Source organism: Dolosicoccus paucivorans, from assembly GCF_900100125.1.
GTDB lineage: Bacteria > Bacillota > Bacilli > Lactobacillales > Aerococcaceae > Dolosicoccus > Dolosicoccus paucivorans.
Genome location: NZ_FNEL01000029.1, coordinates 1 through 21,949, shown reverse-complemented (window position 1 = coordinate 21,949; position 21,949 = coordinate 1). Strand labels below are relative to the sequence as shown.

The following is a 21,949-nucleotide window of genomic DNA, read 5'->3' as shown; positions in this document are numbered from 1 at the left end:
CTTGCGCCAACGTTGGACATTTTGACGGCTTGTGCCATAACGACGGGCTGCTTTGGCGTTATTATCATATTTTTCCGCATACTCAACAACTTTTTGCCTATATCGCATTTCTTCTGTTATAATTGACTTCATGGGGAGCTTCCTTTCACACTATTGTTTTTTATTCGTTAAATATAGTGTACCAGAAGCTCCTCTTTTTTTTATGTTTTCGTGTCACATATGTATGATACCCTTACAGTCAAAATAATATGTTTCACAAAATCAAAGGTGTCTTTTTGTCTGTTTTTTGTTAAAATAGTAAGGTAATACCCATAATTATATAAAATGATAAAAAGGAGCGAGTAAGCAGTGTCACTTTCGTGGTCTGTCATTCGATATATGGTAAATCAATATGACTATTTATCGCTAACTCACTATTTAAGTCAATATCCACAACTAAATTCAAAAAAAATCGAAAGATTGACCCAACTCGGTCAGGCGATCATCGATGTGGATTTGAAAACGATCAATCAATTAGCTAGCTCTAAAGAAAACTTTCTAACCTCTCCTAAGCCGCTCCCAGGACGTATTTATTTTTATACGCAATCATTAAATATTCAACGTCAACATAAAGAATATGCTGATTATTTAAGAAGAATTACCCCCTTACTCGTCGATGTTTTTCAATGGATTATTGTGTCTTATATGTTTCCTAATTGGAACCAATTTATCGAAAAGCATTTTATTCAAATAGATGGAAAGAAGTTATACAAAGGATTGCGCTTTAATGAAGAAGCGGTGAAAGAAAAAGGAGCAAAAATTGAAAAAGTATGGAACGAACACTATCCACATGGTTTTGATTACCGAGTGTATATTAGTTCGAGCCATTTATTAAAATTAATCGATGCTAGTGTCAAAGATTCAATAATTGTTAAAAAAGCGGACCAACTCCGCCAAATTGAAAAGCAAGCTCGTAACTTAGTCGCCCACGAAATTGTTTACGTTAATGATGAGTGGGTAAAAAAGCGAACAGGGTATACAATAAAAGAAATTCATCATTTATTAATGGAGCTAATTACTTTAGCAGGATTAGATGATAATCAACTATGGAATAGCTTGGAACTAATTAATCAACAATTATTATCTTTAATTGGTCAACAAATAAAACAACTAGAAAATAACAAAGGGGAGTAAGTGTAGCTCATGCAAAAATTAGTCATTCGTGGAGGAAAGCCTCTACGTGGAGAAATTGATGTTAATGGTGCTAAAAATAGTACGGTAGCGCTTATACCAGCTGCCATTTTGGCGGATTCAGAAGTAACCTTAGAAGGGGTTCCTGATATTTCTGATGTTCACGCATTAATTGAAATTTTAGAAGAGTTCAATGTTAAAACGAGCTTTAATAATGGTACGTTAAAAATTGACCCGTCCGATATGAAATGTATTCCAATGCCAGTTGGTAAAATTCAAAGCTTACGCGCGTCCTATTACTTTATGGGGGCTATGTTATCTAAGTTTGGTGAAGCAGTTATTGGTTTACCCGGTGGATGCTTTTTAGGGCCTCGTCCGATTGATCAGCATTTAAAAGCTTTTAGAGCATTAGGAGCTGATGTTGAGGATGACTTTGGTGTGGTTACTTTAGATACGAAAGAAAACGGTCTTAACGGGGCATTTATTTATATGGACGTAGTCAGCGTAGGAGCGACGATTAATGCGATTTTAGCGGCTGTTCGCGCTAAAGGACGTACAGTCATCGAAAACGCGGCACGAGAGCCGGAAATTATCGATGTTGTAACTCTTTTAAATAAGATGGGAGCTAATATTCGTGGAGCAGGAACAAGTGTTATTCGAATTGAAGGTGTCGACAAAATGAGAGGCGTCACCCATACAATTATTCCTGATCGAATTGAAGCAGGGACTTACTTAGCGATGGCTGTGGCAGCTGGAGATGGTGTCCGAGTAAATAACGTCTTGTATGAACATTTAGAAGGCGTGATTGCTAAGTTAATGGAAATGGGAGCGAAGATGGAGATTGGAGAAGACAGTATTTATGTCCATCCTGCTAAAAATCTATCAACCATTCACATTAAAACGATGCCTTATCCTGGCTTTGCGACAGACTTACAACAACCGTTAACGCCTTTACTAGCGATTGCTGAAGGTTCAGGAACAATTGTTGATACCATTTACCCACAACGAGTGAATCACATTCCTGAATTAAACCGAATGGGGGCTAATATTCGCGTCGTTGAAGATTTAATTCAAATTAGTGGCCCGGCCCAATTAGTGGGGGCTGAAGTGACTGCTAGCGACTTACGTGCAGGCGCTTGTTTGGTGATTGCTGGTTTAATGGCTGAAGGGGAGACCCATATTAAAGGAGTCGACCACATTTTAAGAGGCTATTCAAATATCGTCCAAAAATTAAAAGATTTAGGCGCCGATGTTGAAATGGTGACGACTCATTCACAAGAAGATTAAGAAAGGCAGGCTATTTTGTTTATGGCAGACGCTTTTTCGTTAAAAACATTACTCAATAAAGAAGTTAAAGAGTTATATGCTTACGCAAGGGAGTTAAATATTCCCAATTACAGCTCTTTAACTAAAAAAGAATTGGCCCTTGCTGTCATGCGAACGCAAGAAGAAAAGCAGGGTTTTTTCGAAGTTGAAGGGGTTTTAGATGTAAAGCCTGGAGATAGTTACGGCTTTTTAAGACCGATTAACTATTCTCCCAGCCAAGAAGACATTTATATTTCTAACTCACAAATTAGACGATTTGAATTGCGGAATGGAGACTTAGTAGCTGGACCGGCTCGTCCTGCTAAAGCAGGTGAGCGTTACTATGGGTTAATGCAAATAACATCCGTTAATGGTAAAGATCCAGAAGAGGCTAAGGAACGCGATCACTTCCCAGGGTTAACCCCTTTATATCCAGATCGTCGAATTAAAATGGAATATGCTGCTTCAGCGATCGCTAACCGCATGATTGATGCGATTGTTCCCATGGGATTTGGCCAGCGTGCTTTAATTGTAGCACCGCCTAAAGCTGGTAAAACAACCATTTTAAAGGAAATGGCAAATGGGATCTCTAGAAATTATCCTGATGCAGAATTAATGGTTTTACTAATTGACGAAAGACCAGAAGAAGTGACTGATATCGAACGCCACGTCAATGGCGAGGTGATTTCATCGACGTTTGATCAAAAACCGGAAAACCATGTCCGCATTGCCGAACTTGTTTTAGAACGTGCCATGCGTTTAGTTGAAGACGGGCGAGATGTTGTTTTATTATTAGATAGTATTACCCGTCTTGCTAGAGCTTATAACTTAGTGGTGCGCCCAAGTGGACGAACATTAAGCGGAGGTTTTGATCCAGCGGCCTTTTATTTCCCTAAACGCTTCTTTGGAGCGGCGCGTAACATTGAACACGGGGGTTCATTGACTATTTTAGCGACTGCGTTAGTGGAAACGGGAAGTCGAATGGATGAAATTATTTATGAAGAGTTTAAAGGAACCGGAAACTCTGAACTGCACTTATCAAGACAGTTAGCAGAACGGCGTATTTTTCCGGCCATTGATATTAAAAGATCAAGTACGCGTAAAGAAGAGTTGTTAATGGATCCAGAACAATTAGATCAAATTTGGCAACTGCGCAATATGATGCAAGGGGATACACTAAGTTACACAGAACAGTTCATTCAGTTACTGCGTCAAACTAAAGATAACGAAGATTTCTTTATGAAATTAGAACAATTTTCTAAAAAGTAAGTAAAACGGCATATTGATGCCGTTTTTTGCCAATTAGGAGGTTATTATAATGGACAAATATCAACAATTCGCTGACGCGATTAAAGAAAGCGGACGCATTGTCTTTTTCACTGGAGCAGGAATGTCAACAGAAAGTGGAATTCCTGATTTTCGATCCAATGACGGTTTATACAAAGGAAAAGACTATCCAATGGGGTTACCGAGCTGAAGAAATTTTATCCGCTGACTTTTTTAACCGTTATCCAAAACTCTTTTTTGATTACTATTTTAAGCATTTAATTTACCCTGAAGCTAAGCCAAATATCGGACACGAATTTATCGCTCAATTGGAAGACACTAAAAAAGAGATCACGGTCGTTACTCAAAATATTGATGGACTTCATCAACTAGCCGGCAGTACAAATGTCTTAGAACTTCACGGAACCGTCTTAGATAACTACTGTCTTACTTGCGGGCGTCATTATTCAGTAGATGAATTAAACCGAGATGAGGAGGGAATTCCTCGTTGTGTTGATGATAACGGGATTGTACGTCCAAGAGTGGTGTTGTATCAAGAAGGTTTACCAATGGAGACATTGGATTATGCGATCGAACAAATTAGAAAAGCTGATCTATTGGTTGTTTTAGGAACTTCTTTAATCGTTTATCCCGCAGCTGGTTTAGTTAATTACTTTAACGGATCACAGCTTGTATTAATTAATAAAACACCGATCGCAACTCTACCAGCTAATACATTAGTCTTCCAAGATTCCATCAATCATGTTTTTAGTAAAGTGCAGGAGTTGATGTAAATGGATAAAACAAATGTGATGCGACAACTGGACCAAAAGAAAATATCCTATGAAGTATTTATTGATGAAGAAAAGGGAGATCACATTAAAAGCGGTGTGGAAATGGCAGAGTCTGTTGGAGTGGATGCAAGTAAAACTTACAAAACTCTCGTAACAGAAGGTAAATCAAAAGAACATTATGTTTTTATGATTCCTGTGGCTCAGACGTTAAATTTAAAAAAAGCAGCTAAAGTGGTGGGCGAGAAAAACATTCATATGATTTTAGCTAAAGATTTAGAACCATTAACCGGATATGTGCACGGCGGGTGTTCTCCTATTGGGATGAAAAAACGGTTTAAAACATGGATTCATCAAACAGCTAAAGACCAAGATCAAATTCATTTCAGTGCCGGTAAAAGAGGCTACCAAGTGGCGATGACGTTAAGTGACTTACAAAAAATGATCCCCGTAAAATTAGCCGACTTAACCGATGAAGTATAAATTACAAAAAGTTATTAAAATTTCTGAAAAATCTTTGCATTTTTAGCTATTACATGCTATTATTCTTGTGTTGCACAAAGCGCAAGAAATAACTCTAGTTTGGCAGACAAATTAGGGCAGAAAAGGAGTTAAATACAATGAAACAAGGAATTCATCCAGAATATCACCGTGTTGTGTTTATGGACACATCTACTGGTAAAATGTTTTTAAGTGGTTCAACTCGTACGTCAGACGAAACAGTTGAGTGGGAAGATGGGAACGAATACCCATTAATCCGTGTTGAGATTTCTTCAGACTCACACCCATTCTACACAGGTCGTCAAAAATTCACTCAAGCCGACGGACGTGTGGATCGTTTCAACAAAAAATTCGGATTTACAGAATAATTGATTTCCAGTCACCTTTCAAAAGAAGGTGGCTTTTTTATTTTCTTTGTATATAATTATTGTTATATATCGATTAAAAAGTAATAAGGATCACAATAAAAAAGGAGAAGTGTAGTGAAGAGGAAATTTAGTCGTTGGGGTATTGCGTTTGTCGCGGTGCTAATGATATTAGTGCAGATGCCTTTAATAGGGATGGCGAATGTACAAGATTTCGTCGGCGAATATACATCCACTTTAGTTGATCACGGAACAAGTGGTTTAAACTTTTTGCGTATTACAGAAGATCAAGAAGTAGGTATGTTATTTTACATCGAGGATACGGCCGTGGATGGGCGTTACTCGATCGATACAAAGGTTAAAGTGTTATCAGATAAGGACGATACGATAGGATTTTCTAATAAATTCCAAGTAGAAAAAGTATCTGCTAAAACACTCTTAGAAGAGTTGATTGGACGTGGACCTATTGGAAACAATGAAATGGACATTGAACAAACAATATCTGAACAATTTCGTCGGGAAGTTCACGACCCAGCTAATTATGAAACAGAAGAGTTAGGTAACGAGGCGAGAAAAGCTCATTTTGATTACTTAAACGCTGTCTTAGAAGTAATAAAGCCTGACCCTGCTCCTTATCAATTTTCAGTCACTCTTGATAATAATACGTACAGTGAACTCGTAAGGTTGAAAGAAGACATTGAAGCACAAGTCGGGCACGTTATTCCGGTAGTAGATCGCTTACAAGCGCACTTCCAACAAGTGATGGAAGAAACGGCAGCTTATTTAGAAGGAACCGTTCAGCTCAAAAGTGACGGTGACTTAATCTACGATGGCCCGGCTGAATCTTCTAAACCGATGTATAAAGAAAAACTAATGAATCTATAAAATAATTGAAGGAGATATCAATGAAACAAACATTTCAAAAAACAGTTAACTTACTTACTTGCTTATTTATCACTACGTTATTTATTCAGTCTTTATTTACCGTTCAAGGGCAGGAAGGTCAAATTGAACTAGATGCATCCCAAGAAGCCATGATACAAGAAGCATATTTAAAAACTTTAGAAGAAGTATATGACGAAAGCATTAAATCATTAATTAGTTCGAATTATCCCGCATCATTTAATTATGCTCTTTATGACATTGATGAAAATGGTATTCCAGAGCTAATCATTGCTGAAAATGATAGCGCACGCCAAATCTATACTTATGATTTAGAAGAAGCAACGGTCGTATTGCTTGAAGAGGTAGAAACACCTTTTACTGAACGAAGTCAATTGTTGATTACGAAAGACAGTTTAATTCACCAACAGTTAAGTGGTGGAGCGACCCTTACAAAGTATGACACTTACCGTATTGCAGAAGATGGAATTAGTCTAGAACAAGTGGGCGATTACCTATTTGATGCGGATTCTCACCCGAGTGCGCCGTTTGTCATTGACGGTGACACTTCAACTACTTATACAGAAGATGAATTTGACCAATTAGTTGAAGGACAATGGTATAACGGGTCATCAAGCGATCCAGCAGAAATCGAATTCATTGAAATAGACAATTTATTTACAGACAATCCTTTTCATTTAGATGAAAATTAATTGAAGACTCCTTTTCCCTTTTAATTACAAGGGAAGGGGAGTTTTTTGTGTTTAAATTTGCTAAAATAAACGTAAGAAAGCAAATTAGAAAAGGAGATTTTAATGCAACATATCGCAATTATTGGCATGGGGGTCGCTGGGGTAGGGGTATTAAATGCTTACCGAGCCCATTTGTCTTCTCAGCAACTAGAAGACGTAACGTTTCACTGCTTTGATACAAAGGAAAGCTTTGGACGGGGTTTACCTTTTAGAGATCCAGCCAAAGAAGCTCTTTTAAATTCTAAAACAGATACATTAAGTGTTCATACACAAGATTTAAACAATGATAGGTACGGGTTTCGTCATTGGTTAGAAGACCGCCAAGATGAAATTCCAACTTATGAAACCCGCTATGCATTTGGCAGCTATATGAAAGACTACTTAAAAGCCGTTACTCAAAAATTACCGGTAACTTGCTACTATCATAAAGTCCAGCGTATTCAATTTACCCAAAACAAATGGCAACTTATTTTGGAAGAGCCTAGTCAACCCCTTCCTCTATTTGACCGAGTTCATGTCTGTACGGGAGAGATGCCCAATCCGGATTTTTATCAATTGGAAGGGCACGCTCAATTTGTTAAAACGGTATATCCGTTGACTGAATTACCTCAAGCCATTCAACCGTCGGATCGTGCTTTAGTCATTGGTTTGGGCTTAACAGGTATTGATGTGGTTAAGTATTTAATGAATACACGCCAATTAGACAAAGTTTATTTATTCTCTCGTTCGAATCAATTTCCTTTAATACGTGGGGATGAAAGCGAAAAGCTCTCTTTTAAATATTTGACTGAGAATAATGCTAAAAGACAAGCTAATCCAACCTTTGAATGGGTGGAAGAGTTATTGCATAAAGAAATTGCTTACCATGGTTTAAGTTATAATGACTTTTTAAAAGAGTGTTATCAGCCGGGTTTAGAAGGGCTTAAAGCAAGCATGGAACATTCTAAAGCAGTAGGCATTATGACACAGATTTTTTCTGAGCTTGTACGAACTCTTTTAGCAACGGCATGGCCGATTATGTCTGAACGCGACCGCAAACAGTTTAAAGATAAATATGACCAGGTCATTGGACACGTACGTAATCCAATGCCAAAAATTTCTGCAAAGGACTTATTAACTTATGTTGATGAAGGTCGTCTTGAGTTGTTAACAGAGGTCAAAACAGTCGGCAAAAAGAATAAAGAGCAGTTAGAAGTCGTCTTTGAAGACAGTAAAACATTGTCTATTGATTGGGTGTTTAATGCGACGGGTATGAGTTTAACGCATGAAACAGCGTTGGAGAAAGGATTTTTAGCGAGCCAACTTTTAAATGATCATTTGGCTACATTAGACTATCAAGGTGGATTATCTTTTGTGTCTCCTTTTTATCACAGTTTATCTTCTCTTTTAGGAGAAGCTAAAGGATTGCATTTACACGGTTTGTTAATTGACGGACCGATGTATCAAAACAACTCTATTATTAATATTCAACAACAAGCATTTGAGCTAGTTAAAAGCTTATATAAATAGTGATGAAATAAGGCGAGATATGTTATAATAGATAAGTGCTACAAGAATGACCAAAGGAAGTGAAAAAAATGACTCTTTTAATTATTATCGGTATATTGCTAGTCATTGGATTAGGATGGGCCAGCATTTATAACAGCTTAATCAAACTAAGAACTTGGGCAGAAGAAAGCTTCAGTCAAATCGACGTGCAATTACAACGCCGAAATGATTTAATTCCTAACTTAGTTGAAACAGTTAAAGGATATACGAATCATGAGCGAGAAACGCTAGAAGCGGTGACAAAAGCTCGTCAACAATTGATTCAATTATCTCCTGATGCCACACCAGAACAAATTAACCAAGTGTCAAATCAATTAACAAGTGCTTTATCTAGATTGTTAGCTGTTGCGGAAAGTTATCCAGAACTTAAAGCAAATGCTAATTTCATGGAATTGCAACGTGAGTTAAGCGAAACAGAAAACCGCATCGCAAAAGCACGTCAACTGTATAACTCAAGTATTGGTCAATACAATACACGGGTTCAAACATTCCCAGTGAATATTGTCGCTAACGTTCATCACTTTGACGTTAAACCTTTCTTAGAAACACCTGCGGAAGATCGTCAAGTTCCTCAAGTCAGCTTTTAAAACTTAATTATCGAGGCTCTCTTTCGTTTTTGTATTAAAGAGTAAAATAAATCACACAGACTAATGATTTTTAGTAGATGAAAGGAGGTTACAATGGGACGTATCAACTTATATATTCATTATGACACCGTTTCAAACTATATTATGACGCGGGGCGTAAATTTACAAAAAGATGACTTTGCACCGGAAGAGTTGCCTAATAACTTAATTTTAGCTGAAGCGCCGACTAATTTTGGACGCTTTGATGTGCCGACAAACTTTAAAATTCTTCGAGGTCAAGATGAAGTGGTTCGCTATATGAATTACGTGAACGCAGAACATTTACGTATGTCTAATTGGATTGATTTTGAAACCATCGAAATGATGCATGAATTGACGCCTGAAGAGATTGCTGAGTTACTTTATTTATTCCACTCATCGATGAGTTTACGGTCAGCTTTTTTCTACAAGCTTCAAAACAATTATGTCTACTTGACATTACCTAATGGATTGAATAAAGTATACTATCGTCATGTGAATCATTTCTTTGCTCGTTTTGCGCGAGTTATGCAAGAACAAATGTATGATAGTATTAACGGCAATCGTTCGATGCTGTTTCAACGACGGACTCCTGTAACCTCTTTTCCACTTGATAAAGCTGAAGAATTATTGCCATTATTTCAAAATGGTTTAAAAATTGGCTTTACACAGCCTCAAGTGACAAATGATGTGTGGTCGATTCCGTTATTTGTTATTGAAGATGATTTAACTCTTTTAAGTCGTCATCAACCTCAAAATGACCAAGTAGGTATGATCAGTTACGATGTGAGAGCACAAAGTTGGCTACTTAATTTAAATGAAAATTAATATTTTAAGGAGATAAGGCGAATGAATGTAACGATTTTATATGGAGGACAAAGCGCAGAGCACGAAGTGTCCATATTATCTGCCTTTAATGTTGCAAATGCTGCGTTAGAAGGTGGGTACACTGTTCAACCCATTTTTATTACTAAAGAAGGTCAATGGTTAAAAGGCGATCTTTTAAATGAGCCTTTAAATCAAGTTGAAGATCTAGAAGGGCTTACTTTAGAACGCATGGCGAACCCTGGAGAGCTTGCTGAAGTTGACACCGTTGTTTTTCCTGTTTTACATGGACCTAACGGCGAAGACGGCACTATTCAAGGCTTTTTAGAAGTGCTCAATTTACCTTACGTCGGATCAGGTGTCACGGCTAGCGCATGTGGTATGGACAAAATTATCAGTAAACAATTATTTGAAAAGGCGGGTCTTCCTCAAGTTCCTTATGTTGCATTTAATCGCCGCCAATGGCAAGAAGATCAAGAATCTTGGATTCAAAAGTGTGAAGGTAACTTGCTTTACCCTTTATTTGTTAAGCCAGCAAACATGGGTTCAAGTGTGGGTATTTCTTGTGCGGAGAACCAAGAAGAATTAATTGAAGCTGTATTGGAAGCTTTAATTTATGACTCACGTATCGTAGTTGAACAAGGGATTACTGCAGACGAATGTGAAGTTGCGGTATTAGGTAACGATGATTTATCAGTCAGCGTTGTAGGACGTCTCGTAAAAGACGCCCAGTTTTACGATTATGATCAAAAATATATCAATAATACAGTAACGATGGAAATTCCTGTTCAATTGCCAGAAGCAGTGACTGATAAGATTCAAAAGTATGCTCTTCAAGCTTTTCAAGCCATTGATGGAAGTGGCTTATCGCGAGTGGACTTTTTTGTAACGTCAAACCACGATATTTATATTAATGAAATTAATACGATGCCAGGATTTACTAAGTTTAGTATGTATCCTGAGCTTTGGCGACATACAGGGTTAAGTTTTCGCGACCTTGTTGAAGAATTGATTCAACTTGCGCTTAGACAACATCAAGCTCGCCAAGAATTACAACAACCCAACATTAAATAAGATAAAAAGCGCATCTTATTCATCAAGGTGCGCTTTTAGTATTATTGAAATATGAGGATGGAAAAATGAAAGAATTAACGATACAACAACTTGTCGAAGCAACAGGCGGAACTTTATATGAATCGGCGAACTCTTCAAAGATGATCAGCGGGGTAGAGTTTGATTCTCGTCGCATTCAACCAGGTGATTTATTTGTACCTTTAACAGGAGGAGCGACGGATGGTCATACGTACATTCAAAAAGCGATTGACCAAGGAGCGACCGCATGCTTGTGGTCAAACCCAATAGAAGAAGCGCTGGTAGAAGATCTACACGTCATTCAAGTAGAGGATACTTTAAAAGCTTTTCAGCAACTAGCTGTTTTCTACCGCGACTTAATTAATCCCACCGTTATTGGAATTACAGGTAGTAACGGTAAGACGACCACTAAAGATATGACGGCAGAGGTGCTTCAAACGCGCTATAAAGTGCACAAAACCCAAGGTAACTACAATAATGAAATTGGTTTACCTTATACGATTTTAACCATGCCTGAAGAAACAGACATCATTGTCTTAGAAATGGGCATGAGTGGCTACGGAGAAATTGAAGAGCTATCTTTAATTGCTAAGCCAGATATTGCGGTCATTACACTGATTGGTGAGAGTCATTTAGAACATTTAGGAAGCCGCGAAGGGATCGCAAAAGCAAAATTAGAAATTTTAAAGGGACTAAAAGAAGACGGTTTGTTTATTTACCCTCAAAACGAGTCGCTATTACAAAACCACTCCAAGGCACACAGTTTAACCTTTGGTTTAAGCAAACAAAGTGATGTCTATGCTTATGATTTAGTAGAAGAAGCAACTCAAACTTACTTCAAAACGAATTTAGATACTCAAGTGGTCTGTTCGATTCCTGTTTTAGGATCATATAACGTAACCAATGCGTTAATTGCTTTAAGTATAGCTAGAGAATTAGATGTGCCGATGGAACAAGCGATTTTTAAACTTTCTCAGTTCCAGTTGACCAAAAACCGCTTAGAATGGTTGGAAACGGCCAATGGAGCAAAGGTACTGAATGATGCTTATAACGCAAGTCCAACGTCAATGAAAGCTGTTTTAAAGACCTTTTCTAGTCTACCTATCGACAATTCCAGTCGACGTATTGTCGTTTTAGGAGACATTCGCGAGTTAGGTGCTAAAAGTAAGACCTATCACCAACAATTAGCAGAATGGATTCATCCTGAGGCGATTCAGCGCGTTTATTTGTTCGGTCCAGAAATGAAAGTTTTATACGAAGCGCTCAAAGACGTCTACTCACTTGATACTTTATATTATGAAAAAGAAAACCATGACCGTTTAATTAGCGAACTACAACAAGAAATTCGATCTGAAGATATGATCTTAATCAAATCAAGCTTTGGAACAGATTTACTCCAAGTAGTCACTGCCTTAACAGGTAAAGCAACGGTCTAATTATTTAGAAAATGAGGAATATATTTGAAATTTACAGATTTAAACTTAATTACTCCAATTCAACGCTCTTTAGAAGAAATGGGCTTTGAAGAGCCAACCCCTATTCAAAGACAATCGATTGGGTTAGCTCTTGAAGGAAAAGACTTAATCGGCCAAGCTCAAACCGGAACAGGTAAAACAGCCGCTTTTGGATTGCCGATGTTAAACAAATTAGACTTACAAGATAAAAACGTTCAAGGACTGGTCGTAGCTCCAACGCGAGAATTGGCGATTCAAGTGCAAGAAGAAATTTTTAAACTTGGAAAAGGTCAACGCGCAAGAGTGTACCCAGTATTTGGTGGCAGTCCTATTGGACGTCAAATTGAACGAATTAAACGAAACGCTCCGCAAATTATTGTCGGAACTCCAGGGCGTATTTTAGATTTAATGAATCGTCGTGTTTTAAAGCTTGATCACTTACAAACCCTTGTTTTAGATGAAGCGGATGAAATGTTAAATATGGGCTTTATTGAGGATATTCGAGCGATTATTAAACATACCCCGCAGACTCGTCAAACCCTCTTATTTTCAGCGACAATGCCGCCGGAAATTCGTCGTTTAGCGGATCAGTTTTTAAAAGATCCTGAGCATGTTAAAGTCAAAGCAACCGTTATGACTTCTGATTTAATCGATCAATATTATGTTAAATTAAAAGATAACGAAAAGTTTGATGTCCTCACCCGTTTATTAGACGTTCAAGCGCCAAAACAGGCCATCGTCTTTGCAAGAACAAAGCGTCGTGTCGATGAGATTGGTCGTGCATTAAATGTTCGCGGTTTTGATGCGGAAGTGATCCATGGTGATATTCCACAACAAAAACGAACGCAAGTGATTCGCGAATTTAGAAAAGGTACTGTGGAGCTTCTTGTAGCAACAGATGTGGCTGCAAGAGGATTAGATATTTCTGGCGTCACCCACGTTTATAACTATGACGTGACGCAAGATCCTGAAAGTTATGTTCACCGTATTGGGCGAACTGGACGTGCAGGAAAAGAAGGAGAGTCAATTACTTTTGTAACACCGCAAGAAATGGATTACTTAAGAACAATTGAACAATTGACTCGCAAACAAATGTCACCTCTTCGTCCACCCACTTCACAAGAAGCTGCTCAAGGTCAAGTTCAACAACTGATTGATGAATTAAACCGAACATTATCTTCTCAAGAAGTCGATAGTTACAAACAAACCGCACAAATGTTGTTAGAACATTATGAAACAACCGATTTAGTTGCTGCTCTATTAAATCAAATTATTACTGATAATACGCAAATTGAAGTGTCTATTTCACCTCAAAGACCTCTACCTCAATCAAAAAGCAATAAACGTGGCGGGCGTCGTCCAAATCGCCAGCGTGGCGGACATAAACGTGGCGGGCACGGTCAGCGTAGAAATCGTTCATCGAATCGTTCGCATAATAAAGGACGTTCATCTAAACGAGCTTTTAAAATTCACCGTAAAAAGTAGTCTATAGGAGGAAATGACTGTGAGGATTGGAACGGATATTATTGAGATTAGTCGTATTCAAGCAGCGCACGCTAATAACGAACGTTTTAAAGACCGTATTTTAAGTGCGCAAGAGCTTGAACACTTTAAAACCCTTGCTCCAGTCAGTCAACTTAATTTCCTAGCAGGACGCTTTAGTGCAAAAGAAGCTTATGCTAAAGCGATGGGCACGGGAATTGGTCGTTTGAAGTTTAGCGACATTACTATTTTGCCCAATGACCAAGGGCGACCTATTATCTTAGACGGCCCGATTGTAAAAGGAGCTCAAGTTTCAATTAGTCACTGTAAAGAATACGCGACAGCTGTTGTATTGTTTGAACTCTCTGAAGAAGTGATTGAAAAGCAATGGCATCAATTTCTCGCACAGAAAGGAATGGAATAATGATTCGACCAAGTCAACATCGACCGACTCAAGCCATTATTGATTTAGCAGCGATTCGTTATAATATTTGTTTGATGCAAGAGGAATTAACAACGGATCAAAAAATATACGCGGTCATTAAAGCCAACGCTTATGGCCACGGTGCTGTGGAAGTAGGAAAAGCAGCTGAAAAAGCAGGGGTAGACGGCTTAGCCGTTGCAACAGTAGATGAGGGAATCGAATTAAGAAAAGCAGGAATGACTAAGTTGCCGATTCTTATTTTAGGTTTAACAGACCCTCGAGGAATTGCTGAAGTGATTTATTATGATTTAACCTTAACAGTGAGTGATATTGATTTCTTTGCAATAGCTTATCGTCAGTTAGAACAAACAGGCCAATTAAGCGTCTTAGAAGATCAACAGCTCACCTTCCACTTAGCGTTAGATACCGGGATGGGGCGTATCGGCTTACAAACGATTGAAGAATTAGACGTCTTCAAAAAAGATATTCAGCGCTATCCTTGGGCTCATTGGGAAGGGGCCTTTACTCATTTTGCGACCGCAGGAGGTGGCGAGGAGAGTTATATCGATACTCAATGGGATCGCTGGGTTGATTTTCTTAAACATTTACCTGAAAGTGTCAAAGAGCGTCACTACAGCAATACTGCTATGGGCTGGTGGCAAAAACGTCCTCCTTTTTCTACTATCGTTCGCTACGGCATTTCTATGTACGGAATCGACCCCAAAGATCAATTGCCGCCGACTCGTCCTTTAAAGCCAGCTCTTTCTTTAATGACAGAAATTGTTCATGTTAAAAGACTAAAAAAGGGTTACTCCATTAGTTATGGAGCCACTTATACTGCTGAAGAAGACGAATGGATTGCTACGCTCCCCATTGGTTACGGCGACGGTTGGCATCGTCATTATCAAAACTTAAATGTTCTAATTAATGGTCAATCTTGTCCTGTAGTCGGAGCGATTAATATGGATCAAATGATGGTGAAAATCCCGAAAAATTGGCCTGTAGGGACCCTTGTAACGCTTATTGGATCCAATGGTCATAAAGTCAACGAAGTGAGTCGTTTAGCCAAAGAAGCAGGTACGATCAGTTACGAAATGCTGGCAACTTTAGGACCGCGTATCGAGCGCGTTTATTTGGATTACGAAGAAAAGCGTTAGGCCTCTTATTTGAAAAGGAATGTGTTATACTAAAGCAGAATTGATATAAAGGAGCGATGAAGATGTTAAACGTTGCACATCAAACCGTTGGGTTAGGGCAAGAAAATACCTACGTTGTTTATAACGATGAAAAAAATGCCCTTATTTTCGACCCAGGTGCTCAAGCTGAGGATTTAATTCGTTGGATTGATCAAAATGAATGGAAGCCTCAAGCTATTTTAATTACTCATACTCACTACGATCATATTGGTGCTGTAGATGCGTTGAGAGATCATTATGGCATTGAAGTCTATGTATCTGACATTGAAAAAGATCACTTAAATGATCCTGAACTTAATTTATCCGCTCGCCATCCCCAACAAGTATCTGCTCGTCCAGCAGAACATACGTGGACAGAGTCGGGACAACATACAGTGGGTGATTTTTCCTTTAGAATTGAATTTATTCCAGGTCATAGTAGCGGACACGTCGTTTATTTCTTTGACGAGGAAGGATTCGCGATTAACGGAGACGTTGTCTTCAATGGAAGTATTGGGCGTACAGATTTAGGTGGCGGAGGGTATGTGCCGTTAATTAAAGGAATTGCGGAACATATTGTCACTTTACCAGGAGATTATATTCTTTACCCAGGTCACGGTCCTCAAACAACTGTGGCAGAAGAAATAAAAACTAACCCATTTTTTGAAATGTTTCGTCGTAACGAAATGCATGAAGTCAATCCTGAAAACAAAGAATAATATAAAAGCGCGCGCTAGTTATTAAAACTTGGCGCACGCTTTTTTTAAAATAATTTGTAGTAATAAGCAGTGTATTTTCGTTTAGTTAAGTGATGAATCAATCCGTTGAGTTTTGCTTGATCTAATTGGGTAGGTAATACAAAGCAAAGGTAAGGCTCTTTCGTATAACTTGTTTCATTAATCGTTGTCATCGCGCTGACGATGGAGTATTTGGTGACGATTTTTAAGATCCGTTGAATAGCTCTTCGTTCAATCGGTGCGTGAACAATGAGTGTATAACCGGCTGTTGGCATGTTTAAGCCTTGAGAGAGGAAGTTTAGCATCGTTTGATGTTCAACAATCCCTTCGAAAGCGCTATCATCATCGAGAACAGCAATGTAAGGCAAATCCCGTAAATGAAACAATAGTTTAGTTAGGGAATCGGAAATCCGAACGACACGAGAAGTATTTTTTAAAAACCGTGTCACACCCACGTCGCGAGGGTTTTCATGAGGATGTTGAAAAAAATAACGATAAATATGGTAACGATACAAATTCCCGCGGTATAATCGTCCAGATGTGTCTAAAATTGGCGCGCTTCTTAAATGGTGATCTTCCATGATTTGAAGAGCGTGCTCGCAGTGATCGTTTTCAGATAGACAAATAAGACGCTCCTTGGGAATCATTAATTCACTGATCATATATGAGCTCCTTTTTAACATTAACATGTACTTAGCCAATAAAGTTTATCAAAGAAGCACCCAAATAGCAACCTGAACTCATTATATTCTCATCTTAATAAATGAATAGCCGCTAAGGATAGGCGAATTAGGATATAGCTAAATGAGATAATTATGACAAAATAACGAATAAAGGAGAATAACATGTTAAATGAAATGATGCATCGTCCCGTTGTAATGAAAGAACTTGTTGAATATATGCGTTCTGCTCAATTACCTTTTGAAGGTGCAGTAGGAGAAATTCAACGATATGCTAATGAAAGAGGGATTCCTGTTATCCCCCATGAAACAGCTAAGTTTATCGATCTTTTTACCGCTACTCTTCAACCTAAATATATATTAGAAATCGGAACGGCCATTGGTTTTTCTGCGAGTCTCATGGCTCGTCATTTACAAGAGGACGGTCACTTGACGACGATTGATCGCTATGACTTGATGTACAATCGTGCGAAGGAAAACTTTAAAAAAGCAGGGATTGATGATCGTATTACTCTTTTAGAAGGCGATGCGGCTGATATTTTACCGACTTTAGCTGGCGAATTTGATTTGATCTTTATGGACAGTGCCAAGGCAAAATATATTGAGTTTTATCCTTATTGTATGAAGTTATTAAAAGAAGGCGGCGTTTTAATTATTGACGATGTCTTCCAAGGAGGAACGGTTTTAGATGATGAAGCCGACATTCCTAAACGGGTTCGTAAAATTCACCGCAAACTTAATGAGTTATTAGAGACTGTTTTAAACGACTCCACCCATCAGTCCTGCCTTGTCCCCCTAGGAGATGGTCTGTTAATGGTTCGTAAAAGCAATCCTAATTAATAGACAAATCAATTATAAGCAAATATTATACAAGTCTTATCATTCATATGTTATTATTTTATAGAACTAAGAACAACATAGGTGGTGTTATGAGTGAAGAAAAAAATAGGTATTTCAATACTCGTTGTTATACTATTATTAGTCGCAGGCTATTTTGCGGGTGTCGGGTATTATTCTAATCGTTTCCAAGCCAACACACATTTTGGCTCCATGGACATTAGTCACCTGACATTAGATGAAGCTCAAAACAAAATAACAAGCGACTTAAACGAACAAACAATAAAGCTTGTGGAAAATGGTCAAGAGATTGGCTCGTTTAAATTGGGAGAAGCAGGCGTTGAGGCAAATACAAAAGAAGTATTAGAACGTCTTTATTTACAACAAGATCCTCGTCGTTGGCCATTGGAGTTATTCCATACAACGAATTACGATAACGTCTTATTAGAAACCGTTCAAATTGACGAAGAACAATTGAAAAATTCTTTAGAACAAATTGGTTTTTATGACGTTGAAAGAACCCCATCTCAAGATGCATCGATCGAGTATGCACCGGGAAGAGGTTATTACGTTGAAAAAGAAAAACAAGGAAATGAATTGGATTATGATGAAGTTCATGATTTAATTTTAGAAGGTATTCAACAAGGAGAAGACACTTTAGAAATTAATCAAGCTTACCAAAAGCCAGCGATTACTGAAGAGGATGAATCAATTAAAACGGTCATGGATCAAATTGAAAGCTATGAAAATACAAAAATTACACTTCAAATTCAAGATCATGACGTGACAATTCCTAAAGAAGAAATTGCCGAATTTATTGTCTTTGATGGCGGTAACCAAATTACCATTGATCAAGAAGCCGTCCAAGAATATGTGCGCTCTTTAAACGATCAATACGCAACTTTCGGTAAATCTCGTACCTTTGAAAGTACATTACGCGGGACAGTAGAAGTTCCAGCAGGAACTCTAGGATGGTCGATTGATAGCGAAGAAGAAGCCGCTCAAATTGTCCAAGATTTACAAAAGGGCGAAGATGTGAAGCGTGAGCCTTATATTGTAGGAACGGGCTATAGTGGCGATGGGAACGATATTGGTAATAGTTATGTTGAAGTGGACATGGCTAACCAAATGATGTTTGTTTATAAAAATGGCGAAATCGTCGTTGAAACACCCATCGTAACGGGCCAACCAGGAACGGATACTGTTCCAGGTGCTTATGCGGCTTGGGATAAAGAAACGCCGGCTGACTTAAAAGGATACAACCCTCGTACAGGAAGAGATTATGTCCAACCTGTTGACTTTTGGATTCCCTTTGACGACACAGGACAAGGAATTCACGATGCGAACTGGCAAAGTACCTTTGGAGAAAACGCTTATATGCAATCAGGGTCTTTAGGGTGTATTAATACCCCTCCTGGTGTAATGGCTGAAGTCTTCGAGCAAGTTGAAATTGGTATGCCGGTTATTGTTTTTGAATAATATTAACTTTATCATCCTGTTAATTAGTTCGACTGAAGTCAACTAGTTAACAGGTTTTTTTACTTTAAACTTTATATGATTTATGAAGTCATTTAAAGGCTAATCAATATTTTTGACTTTCATGACAGAAGCTTTTATTCTATAGATGAATAATTAATAGACAAGTCTATTAAAATAGAAAGGAAATGATTATGGGATTATTAATTGATGGCGTTTGGCATGATAAGTGGTATGATACGGATTCTACGGGTGGAAAGTTTGAAAGAAGCCGCTCACAATTTAGAAACTGGATTACAAAGGACGGTTCAGCAGGTCCAACTGGAAAAGGTGGATTTAAAGCAGAAAAGAATCGTTATCATTTATATGTTTCTTATGCGTGTCCTTGGGCTCACCGCACACTTATTATGAGAGCTTTAAAAGGTTTAGAAGAGATGATCTCTATTTCTGTTGTTAATCCTTTAATGTTAGAAGAGGGTTGGTCGTTTAAAGAATGGGATCACGTGATTCCGGATGCTATAAATGACGCAACCTACTTACATCAAGTCTATACAGCAGCTGATCCGAATTATTCGGGTCGCGTCACGGTTCCCGTTTTGTGGGATAAAAAACAAAAGACAATCGTTAATAATGAATCCTCTGAAATTATTCGTATGTTAAATAGTGCCTTTGATGACGTTGGCGCCAAAGAAGGTGACTATTATCCAAAAGAGCGGGCTGGAGAAATCGATGAGATAAATGAATTCATTTACGATGCAATCAACAACGGAGTCTATAAAGCTGGCTTTGCGACAAAGCAAGAAGTGTATGCTCAAGAAGTGGTGACTTTATTCAAGGCATTAGATCAACTCGACGCTCATTTAGAAAATAGAGAATATTTAGTAGGAAATAGATTCACAGAAGCGGATATTCGTTTATGGACCACTTTAATTCGATTTGATCCCGTATATGTGGGACATTTTAAATGTAATATTCGTCAACTCGTTGACTACCCGAATTTATGGCGTTATACGCGTCAAATTTATCATATTCCAGGGATTAAAGAAACGGTCTTTATGGATCATATTAAGCATCACTACTACCGGAGTCACCCAACCATTAACCCAAATGGCATTGTCCCTGTCGGTCCGATGTTAGACTATTCATTAACATAAAATTACGGGAGATAAAAAGGAGGATCATTAATGAAAAAATCCGCAATTACTGGAATTCACCACGTTACGGCTATAGCGAGTGACTCTCAAACAATTTACCAATTTATAACAGCAGTTTTAAGTATGCGTCTTGTAAAAAAGACCGTGAACCAAGATGATATTCAAACTTACCATACGTTTTTTGCTGATGACCAAGGTTCACCGGGAACGGATTTAACATTTTTTGATTTTATTGGAGTTCCTAGAGGAATATCTGGTACGAATGAAATAAGTCGTATTGGATTGCGAGTTCCTTCAGATAAAGCTTTAGATTATTATCAAAAACGCTTTGATTCATTTGATGTAAAATATGAACCCATTGAAGAAATGTACGGCGCTAAAACTCTTGCCTTTGAAGATTCAGATGGTCAACTTTACCGCCTCTTTTCAGATGAGCATAACACAGGCGTTGAGGGAGGAATTCCTTGGAAAGAAGGTCCTGTTCCTCCAGAATATGCGATTTATGGTTTGGGGCCCATTGAAATTACGGTATCTTATTACGATGATTTCATTCAATTAATGAAAGATATTTATCGTTTTCGTGTGATTGATAGCAACGCCCAACAAACCCTTTTAGAAGTCGGAAAGGGCGGTCACGGTGCTCAAATGATTGTACGTCATGACGAAGCCACTCCAATAGGGTTTCAAGGTTATGGTGAAGTCCATCATGTGGCCTTTAGAGTTCCTGATCACGAAGCGATTAAACATTGGCAAGTATATTATGATAATATTGGCCTACAACATTCAGGACTTGTTGATCGTTTTTACTTTGAAGCGTTATATACAAGAATAGGTCATATTTTAATCGAAATTTCAACCGATGGGCCAGGCTTTATGGTTGATGAGCCCTATGAAACATTAGGTGAATCTTTGTCTTTACCTCCTTTTTTAAGACCTCAAAGAAAACAAATTGAAGCAGAAATCCGCCCTTTCGACACTTCCAGACACTCATAGCCTCAAGGGTTTCACACTTTTTCTATTATTAAAAAACAAGGCAAACTGTCTTATTTTTTCAATTTAATCTCTAACATATCACTCTTTAAAAACGATCCACCCATTGTTTTTAAAGAGTTTTTTAAAATCTCGATTGTCAATTTAAGTTAGAAATTTCTACACTATATTATGAGTGATTGAACTTGGTGACATACTTGTGCTAACCACCTTAAACAACTCCCTTCATCAAGCTCCTGGCTGGTCAAGAGGAAAAGCGCTAGCGACTCTTGAGGAGTCAGGTGCTTGATGAAACCATATTTCTTAAGTGGTTGGCATAATATCCAGGTGTTTGATCCAAAAGATGGGCCAAGAAAACCTCCAGGGGAGTGTAGTAGTTAAGAGATTTACGTGGAATGATATTTCGCTTGAAGGTTACTTCCTTAAGAAAGTCTTCAT

The 21,949-nt window shown here is 38.1% G+C and carries 24 protein-coding genes; 22 read left to right on the top strand and 2 right to left on the bottom strand.

From position 1 onward, the window contains the following. A partial coding sequence (locus BLR79_RS08880; RefSeq protein WP_327020424.1) for a helix-turn-helix domain-containing protein occupies positions 1-108 on the bottom strand: 108 nt, incomplete at its 3' end. A 240-nt stretch (positions 109-348) separates the two neighbouring features. Here BLR79_RS08880 and BLR79_RS05405 point away from each other — a divergent pair. The 18 genes from BLR79_RS05405 to BLR79_RS05325 all read left to right on the top strand — a co-directional run bounded on the left by BLR79_RS05405 (position 349) and on the right by BLR79_RS05325 (position 16,356). Then, the gene (locus tag BLR79_RS05405; RefSeq protein ID WP_092085615.1) at positions 349-1,173 is read left to right on the top strand and encodes a hypothetical protein; all 825 of its coding nucleotides are present in this window, start codon (positions 349-351) and stop codon (positions 1,171-1,173) included. A gap of 9 nt (positions 1,174-1,182) precedes the next feature. After that, a complete protein-coding gene (locus BLR79_RS05400) occupies positions 1,183-2,457 on the top strand; it encodes a UDP-N-acetylglucosamine 1-carboxyvinyltransferase (RefSeq protein WP_092085613.1) in 1,275 nt (424 codons plus the stop codon). A gap of 21 nt (positions 2,458-2,478) precedes the next feature. Beyond that, positions 2,479-3,744, top strand: coding sequence for a transcription termination factor Rho (rho, locus tag BLR79_RS05395; RefSeq protein WP_092085611.1), 1,266 nt, complete (start codon positions 2,479-2,481; stop codon positions 3,742-3,744). 49 nt (positions 3,745-3,793) lie between these two features. Next, positions 3,794-3,952 carry a Sir2 family NAD-dependent protein deacetylase gene (locus BLR79_RS09315; protein WP_268752966.1) on the top strand — a complete coding sequence of 53 codons (159 nt, stop codon included), beginning with the start codon at positions 3,794-3,796 and terminating at the stop codon, positions 3,950-3,952. After that, a complete protein-coding gene (locus BLR79_RS05390) occupies positions 3,903-4,535 on the top strand; it encodes an NAD-dependent protein deacylase (protein ID WP_268752965.1) in 633 nt (210 codons plus the stop codon). Before BLR79_RS09315 ends, BLR79_RS05390 begins: the two co-directional genes overlap by 50 nt. Then, positions 4,536-5,015 carry a Cys-tRNA(Pro) deacylase gene (gene ybaK / locus BLR79_RS05385; RefSeq protein WP_092085609.1) on the top strand — a complete coding sequence of 160 codons (480 nt, stop codon included), beginning with the start codon at positions 4,536-4,538 and terminating at the stop codon, positions 5,013-5,015. 137 nt (positions 5,016-5,152) lie between these two features. Then, on the top strand, positions 5,153-5,401 hold the full coding sequence (locus BLR79_RS05380) for a type B 50S ribosomal protein L31 (protein ID WP_092085607.1): 249 nt from the start codon (positions 5,153-5,155) through the stop codon (positions 5,399-5,401). Positions 5,402-5,515: 114 nt separating this feature from the next. Continuing rightward, positions 5,516-6,283, top strand: coding sequence for a hypothetical protein (locus BLR79_RS05375; protein WP_092085605.1), 768 nt, complete (start codon positions 5,516-5,518; stop codon positions 6,281-6,283). A gap of 20 nt (positions 6,284-6,303) precedes the next feature. After that, a complete protein-coding gene (locus BLR79_RS05370) occupies positions 6,304-6,993 on the top strand; it encodes a hypothetical protein (RefSeq protein ID WP_092085603.1) in 690 nt (229 codons plus the stop codon). 102 nt (positions 6,994-7,095) lie between these two features. Further along, positions 7,096-8,541, top strand: coding sequence for an FAD/NAD(P)-binding protein (locus tag BLR79_RS05365; RefSeq protein ID WP_092085601.1), 1,446 nt, complete (start codon positions 7,096-7,098; stop codon positions 8,539-8,541). Between the two features lie 68 nt (positions 8,542-8,609). After that, the gene (locus BLR79_RS05360) at positions 8,610-9,167 is read left to right on the top strand and encodes a LemA family protein (RefSeq protein WP_092085599.1); all 558 of its coding nucleotides are present in this window, start codon (positions 8,610-8,612) and stop codon (positions 9,165-9,167) included. 93 nt (positions 9,168-9,260) lie between these two features. Then, entirely contained in the window at positions 9,261-10,013 is a 753-nt protein-coding gene (locus BLR79_RS05355) for a hypothetical protein (protein WP_092085597.1), read from the top strand. 21 nt (positions 10,014-10,034) lie between these two features. After that, the gene (locus tag BLR79_RS05350; protein WP_092085595.1) at positions 10,035-11,084 is read left to right on the top strand and encodes a D-alanine--D-alanine ligase; all 1,050 of its coding nucleotides are present in this window, start codon (positions 10,035-10,037) and stop codon (positions 11,082-11,084) included. 65 nt (positions 11,085-11,149) lie between these two features. Beyond that, positions 11,150-12,538, top strand: coding sequence for a UDP-N-acetylmuramoyl-tripeptide--D-alanyl-D-alanine ligase (locus tag BLR79_RS05345; RefSeq protein ID WP_092085593.1), 1,389 nt, complete (start codon positions 11,150-11,152; stop codon positions 12,536-12,538). 24 nt (positions 12,539-12,562) lie between these two features. Then, complete coding sequence (locus tag BLR79_RS05340) at positions 12,563-14,041, top strand: degradosome RNA helicase CshA (protein ID WP_092085591.1); 1,479 nt, start codon at positions 12,563-12,565, stop codon at positions 14,039-14,041. 19 nt (positions 14,042-14,060) lie between these two features. Further along, complete coding sequence (gene acpS / locus BLR79_RS05335; RefSeq protein WP_407643814.1) at positions 14,061-14,462, top strand: holo-ACP synthase; 402 nt, start codon at positions 14,061-14,063, stop codon at positions 14,460-14,462. After that, complete coding sequence (gene alr / locus BLR79_RS05330) at positions 14,462-15,619, top strand: alanine racemase (RefSeq protein WP_092085588.1); 1,158 nt, start codon at positions 14,462-14,464, stop codon at positions 15,617-15,619. Before acpS ends, alr begins: the two co-directional genes overlap by 1 nt. 62 nt (positions 15,620-15,681) lie before the next feature. After that, positions 15,682-16,356, top strand: a complete 675-nt coding sequence (locus BLR79_RS05325; protein WP_234970830.1) for an MBL fold metallo-hydrolase — start codon at positions 15,682-15,684, stop codon at positions 16,354-16,356. A gap of 44 nt (positions 16,357-16,400) precedes the next feature. Here BLR79_RS05325 and cbpA read toward each other — a convergent pair whose 3' ends face one another. Further along, positions 16,401-17,036 carry a cyclic di-AMP binding protein CbpA gene (cbpA, locus tag BLR79_RS05320; RefSeq protein WP_159427604.1) on the bottom strand — a complete coding sequence of 212 codons (636 nt, stop codon included), beginning with the start codon at positions 17,034-17,036 and terminating at the stop codon, positions 16,401-16,403. 183 nt (positions 17,037-17,219) lie between these two features. On the opposite strand from cbpA, the gene BLR79_RS05315 reads away from it, so the two are divergent. The 4 genes from BLR79_RS05315 (at position 17,220) to BLR79_RS05300 (ending at position 21,514) form a co-directional block, all read left to right on the top strand. Beyond that, positions 17,220-17,894: an O-methyltransferase gene (locus BLR79_RS05315; protein ID WP_092085582.1), complete on the top strand. Its 675-nt coding sequence runs from the start codon at positions 17,220-17,222 to the stop codon at positions 17,892-17,894. A 93-nt stretch (positions 17,895-17,987) separates the two neighbouring features. Continuing rightward, positions 17,988-19,370, top strand: coding sequence for a L,D-transpeptidase family protein (locus BLR79_RS05310; RefSeq protein ID WP_092085580.1), 1,383 nt, complete (start codon positions 17,988-17,990; stop codon positions 19,368-19,370). A gap of 191 nt (positions 19,371-19,561) precedes the next feature. Next, positions 19,562-20,521: a glutathione S-transferase family protein gene (locus BLR79_RS05305; protein ID WP_092085578.1), complete on the top strand. Its 960-nt coding sequence runs from the start codon at positions 19,562-19,564 to the stop codon at positions 20,519-20,521. A gap of 30 nt (positions 20,522-20,551) precedes the next feature. Continuing rightward, positions 20,552-21,514 carry a ring-cleaving dioxygenase gene (locus tag BLR79_RS05300; protein ID WP_092085576.1) on the top strand — a complete coding sequence of 321 codons (963 nt, stop codon included), beginning with the start codon at positions 20,552-20,554 and terminating at the stop codon, positions 21,512-21,514. Positions 21,515-21,949: the final 435 nt, after the last annotated feature.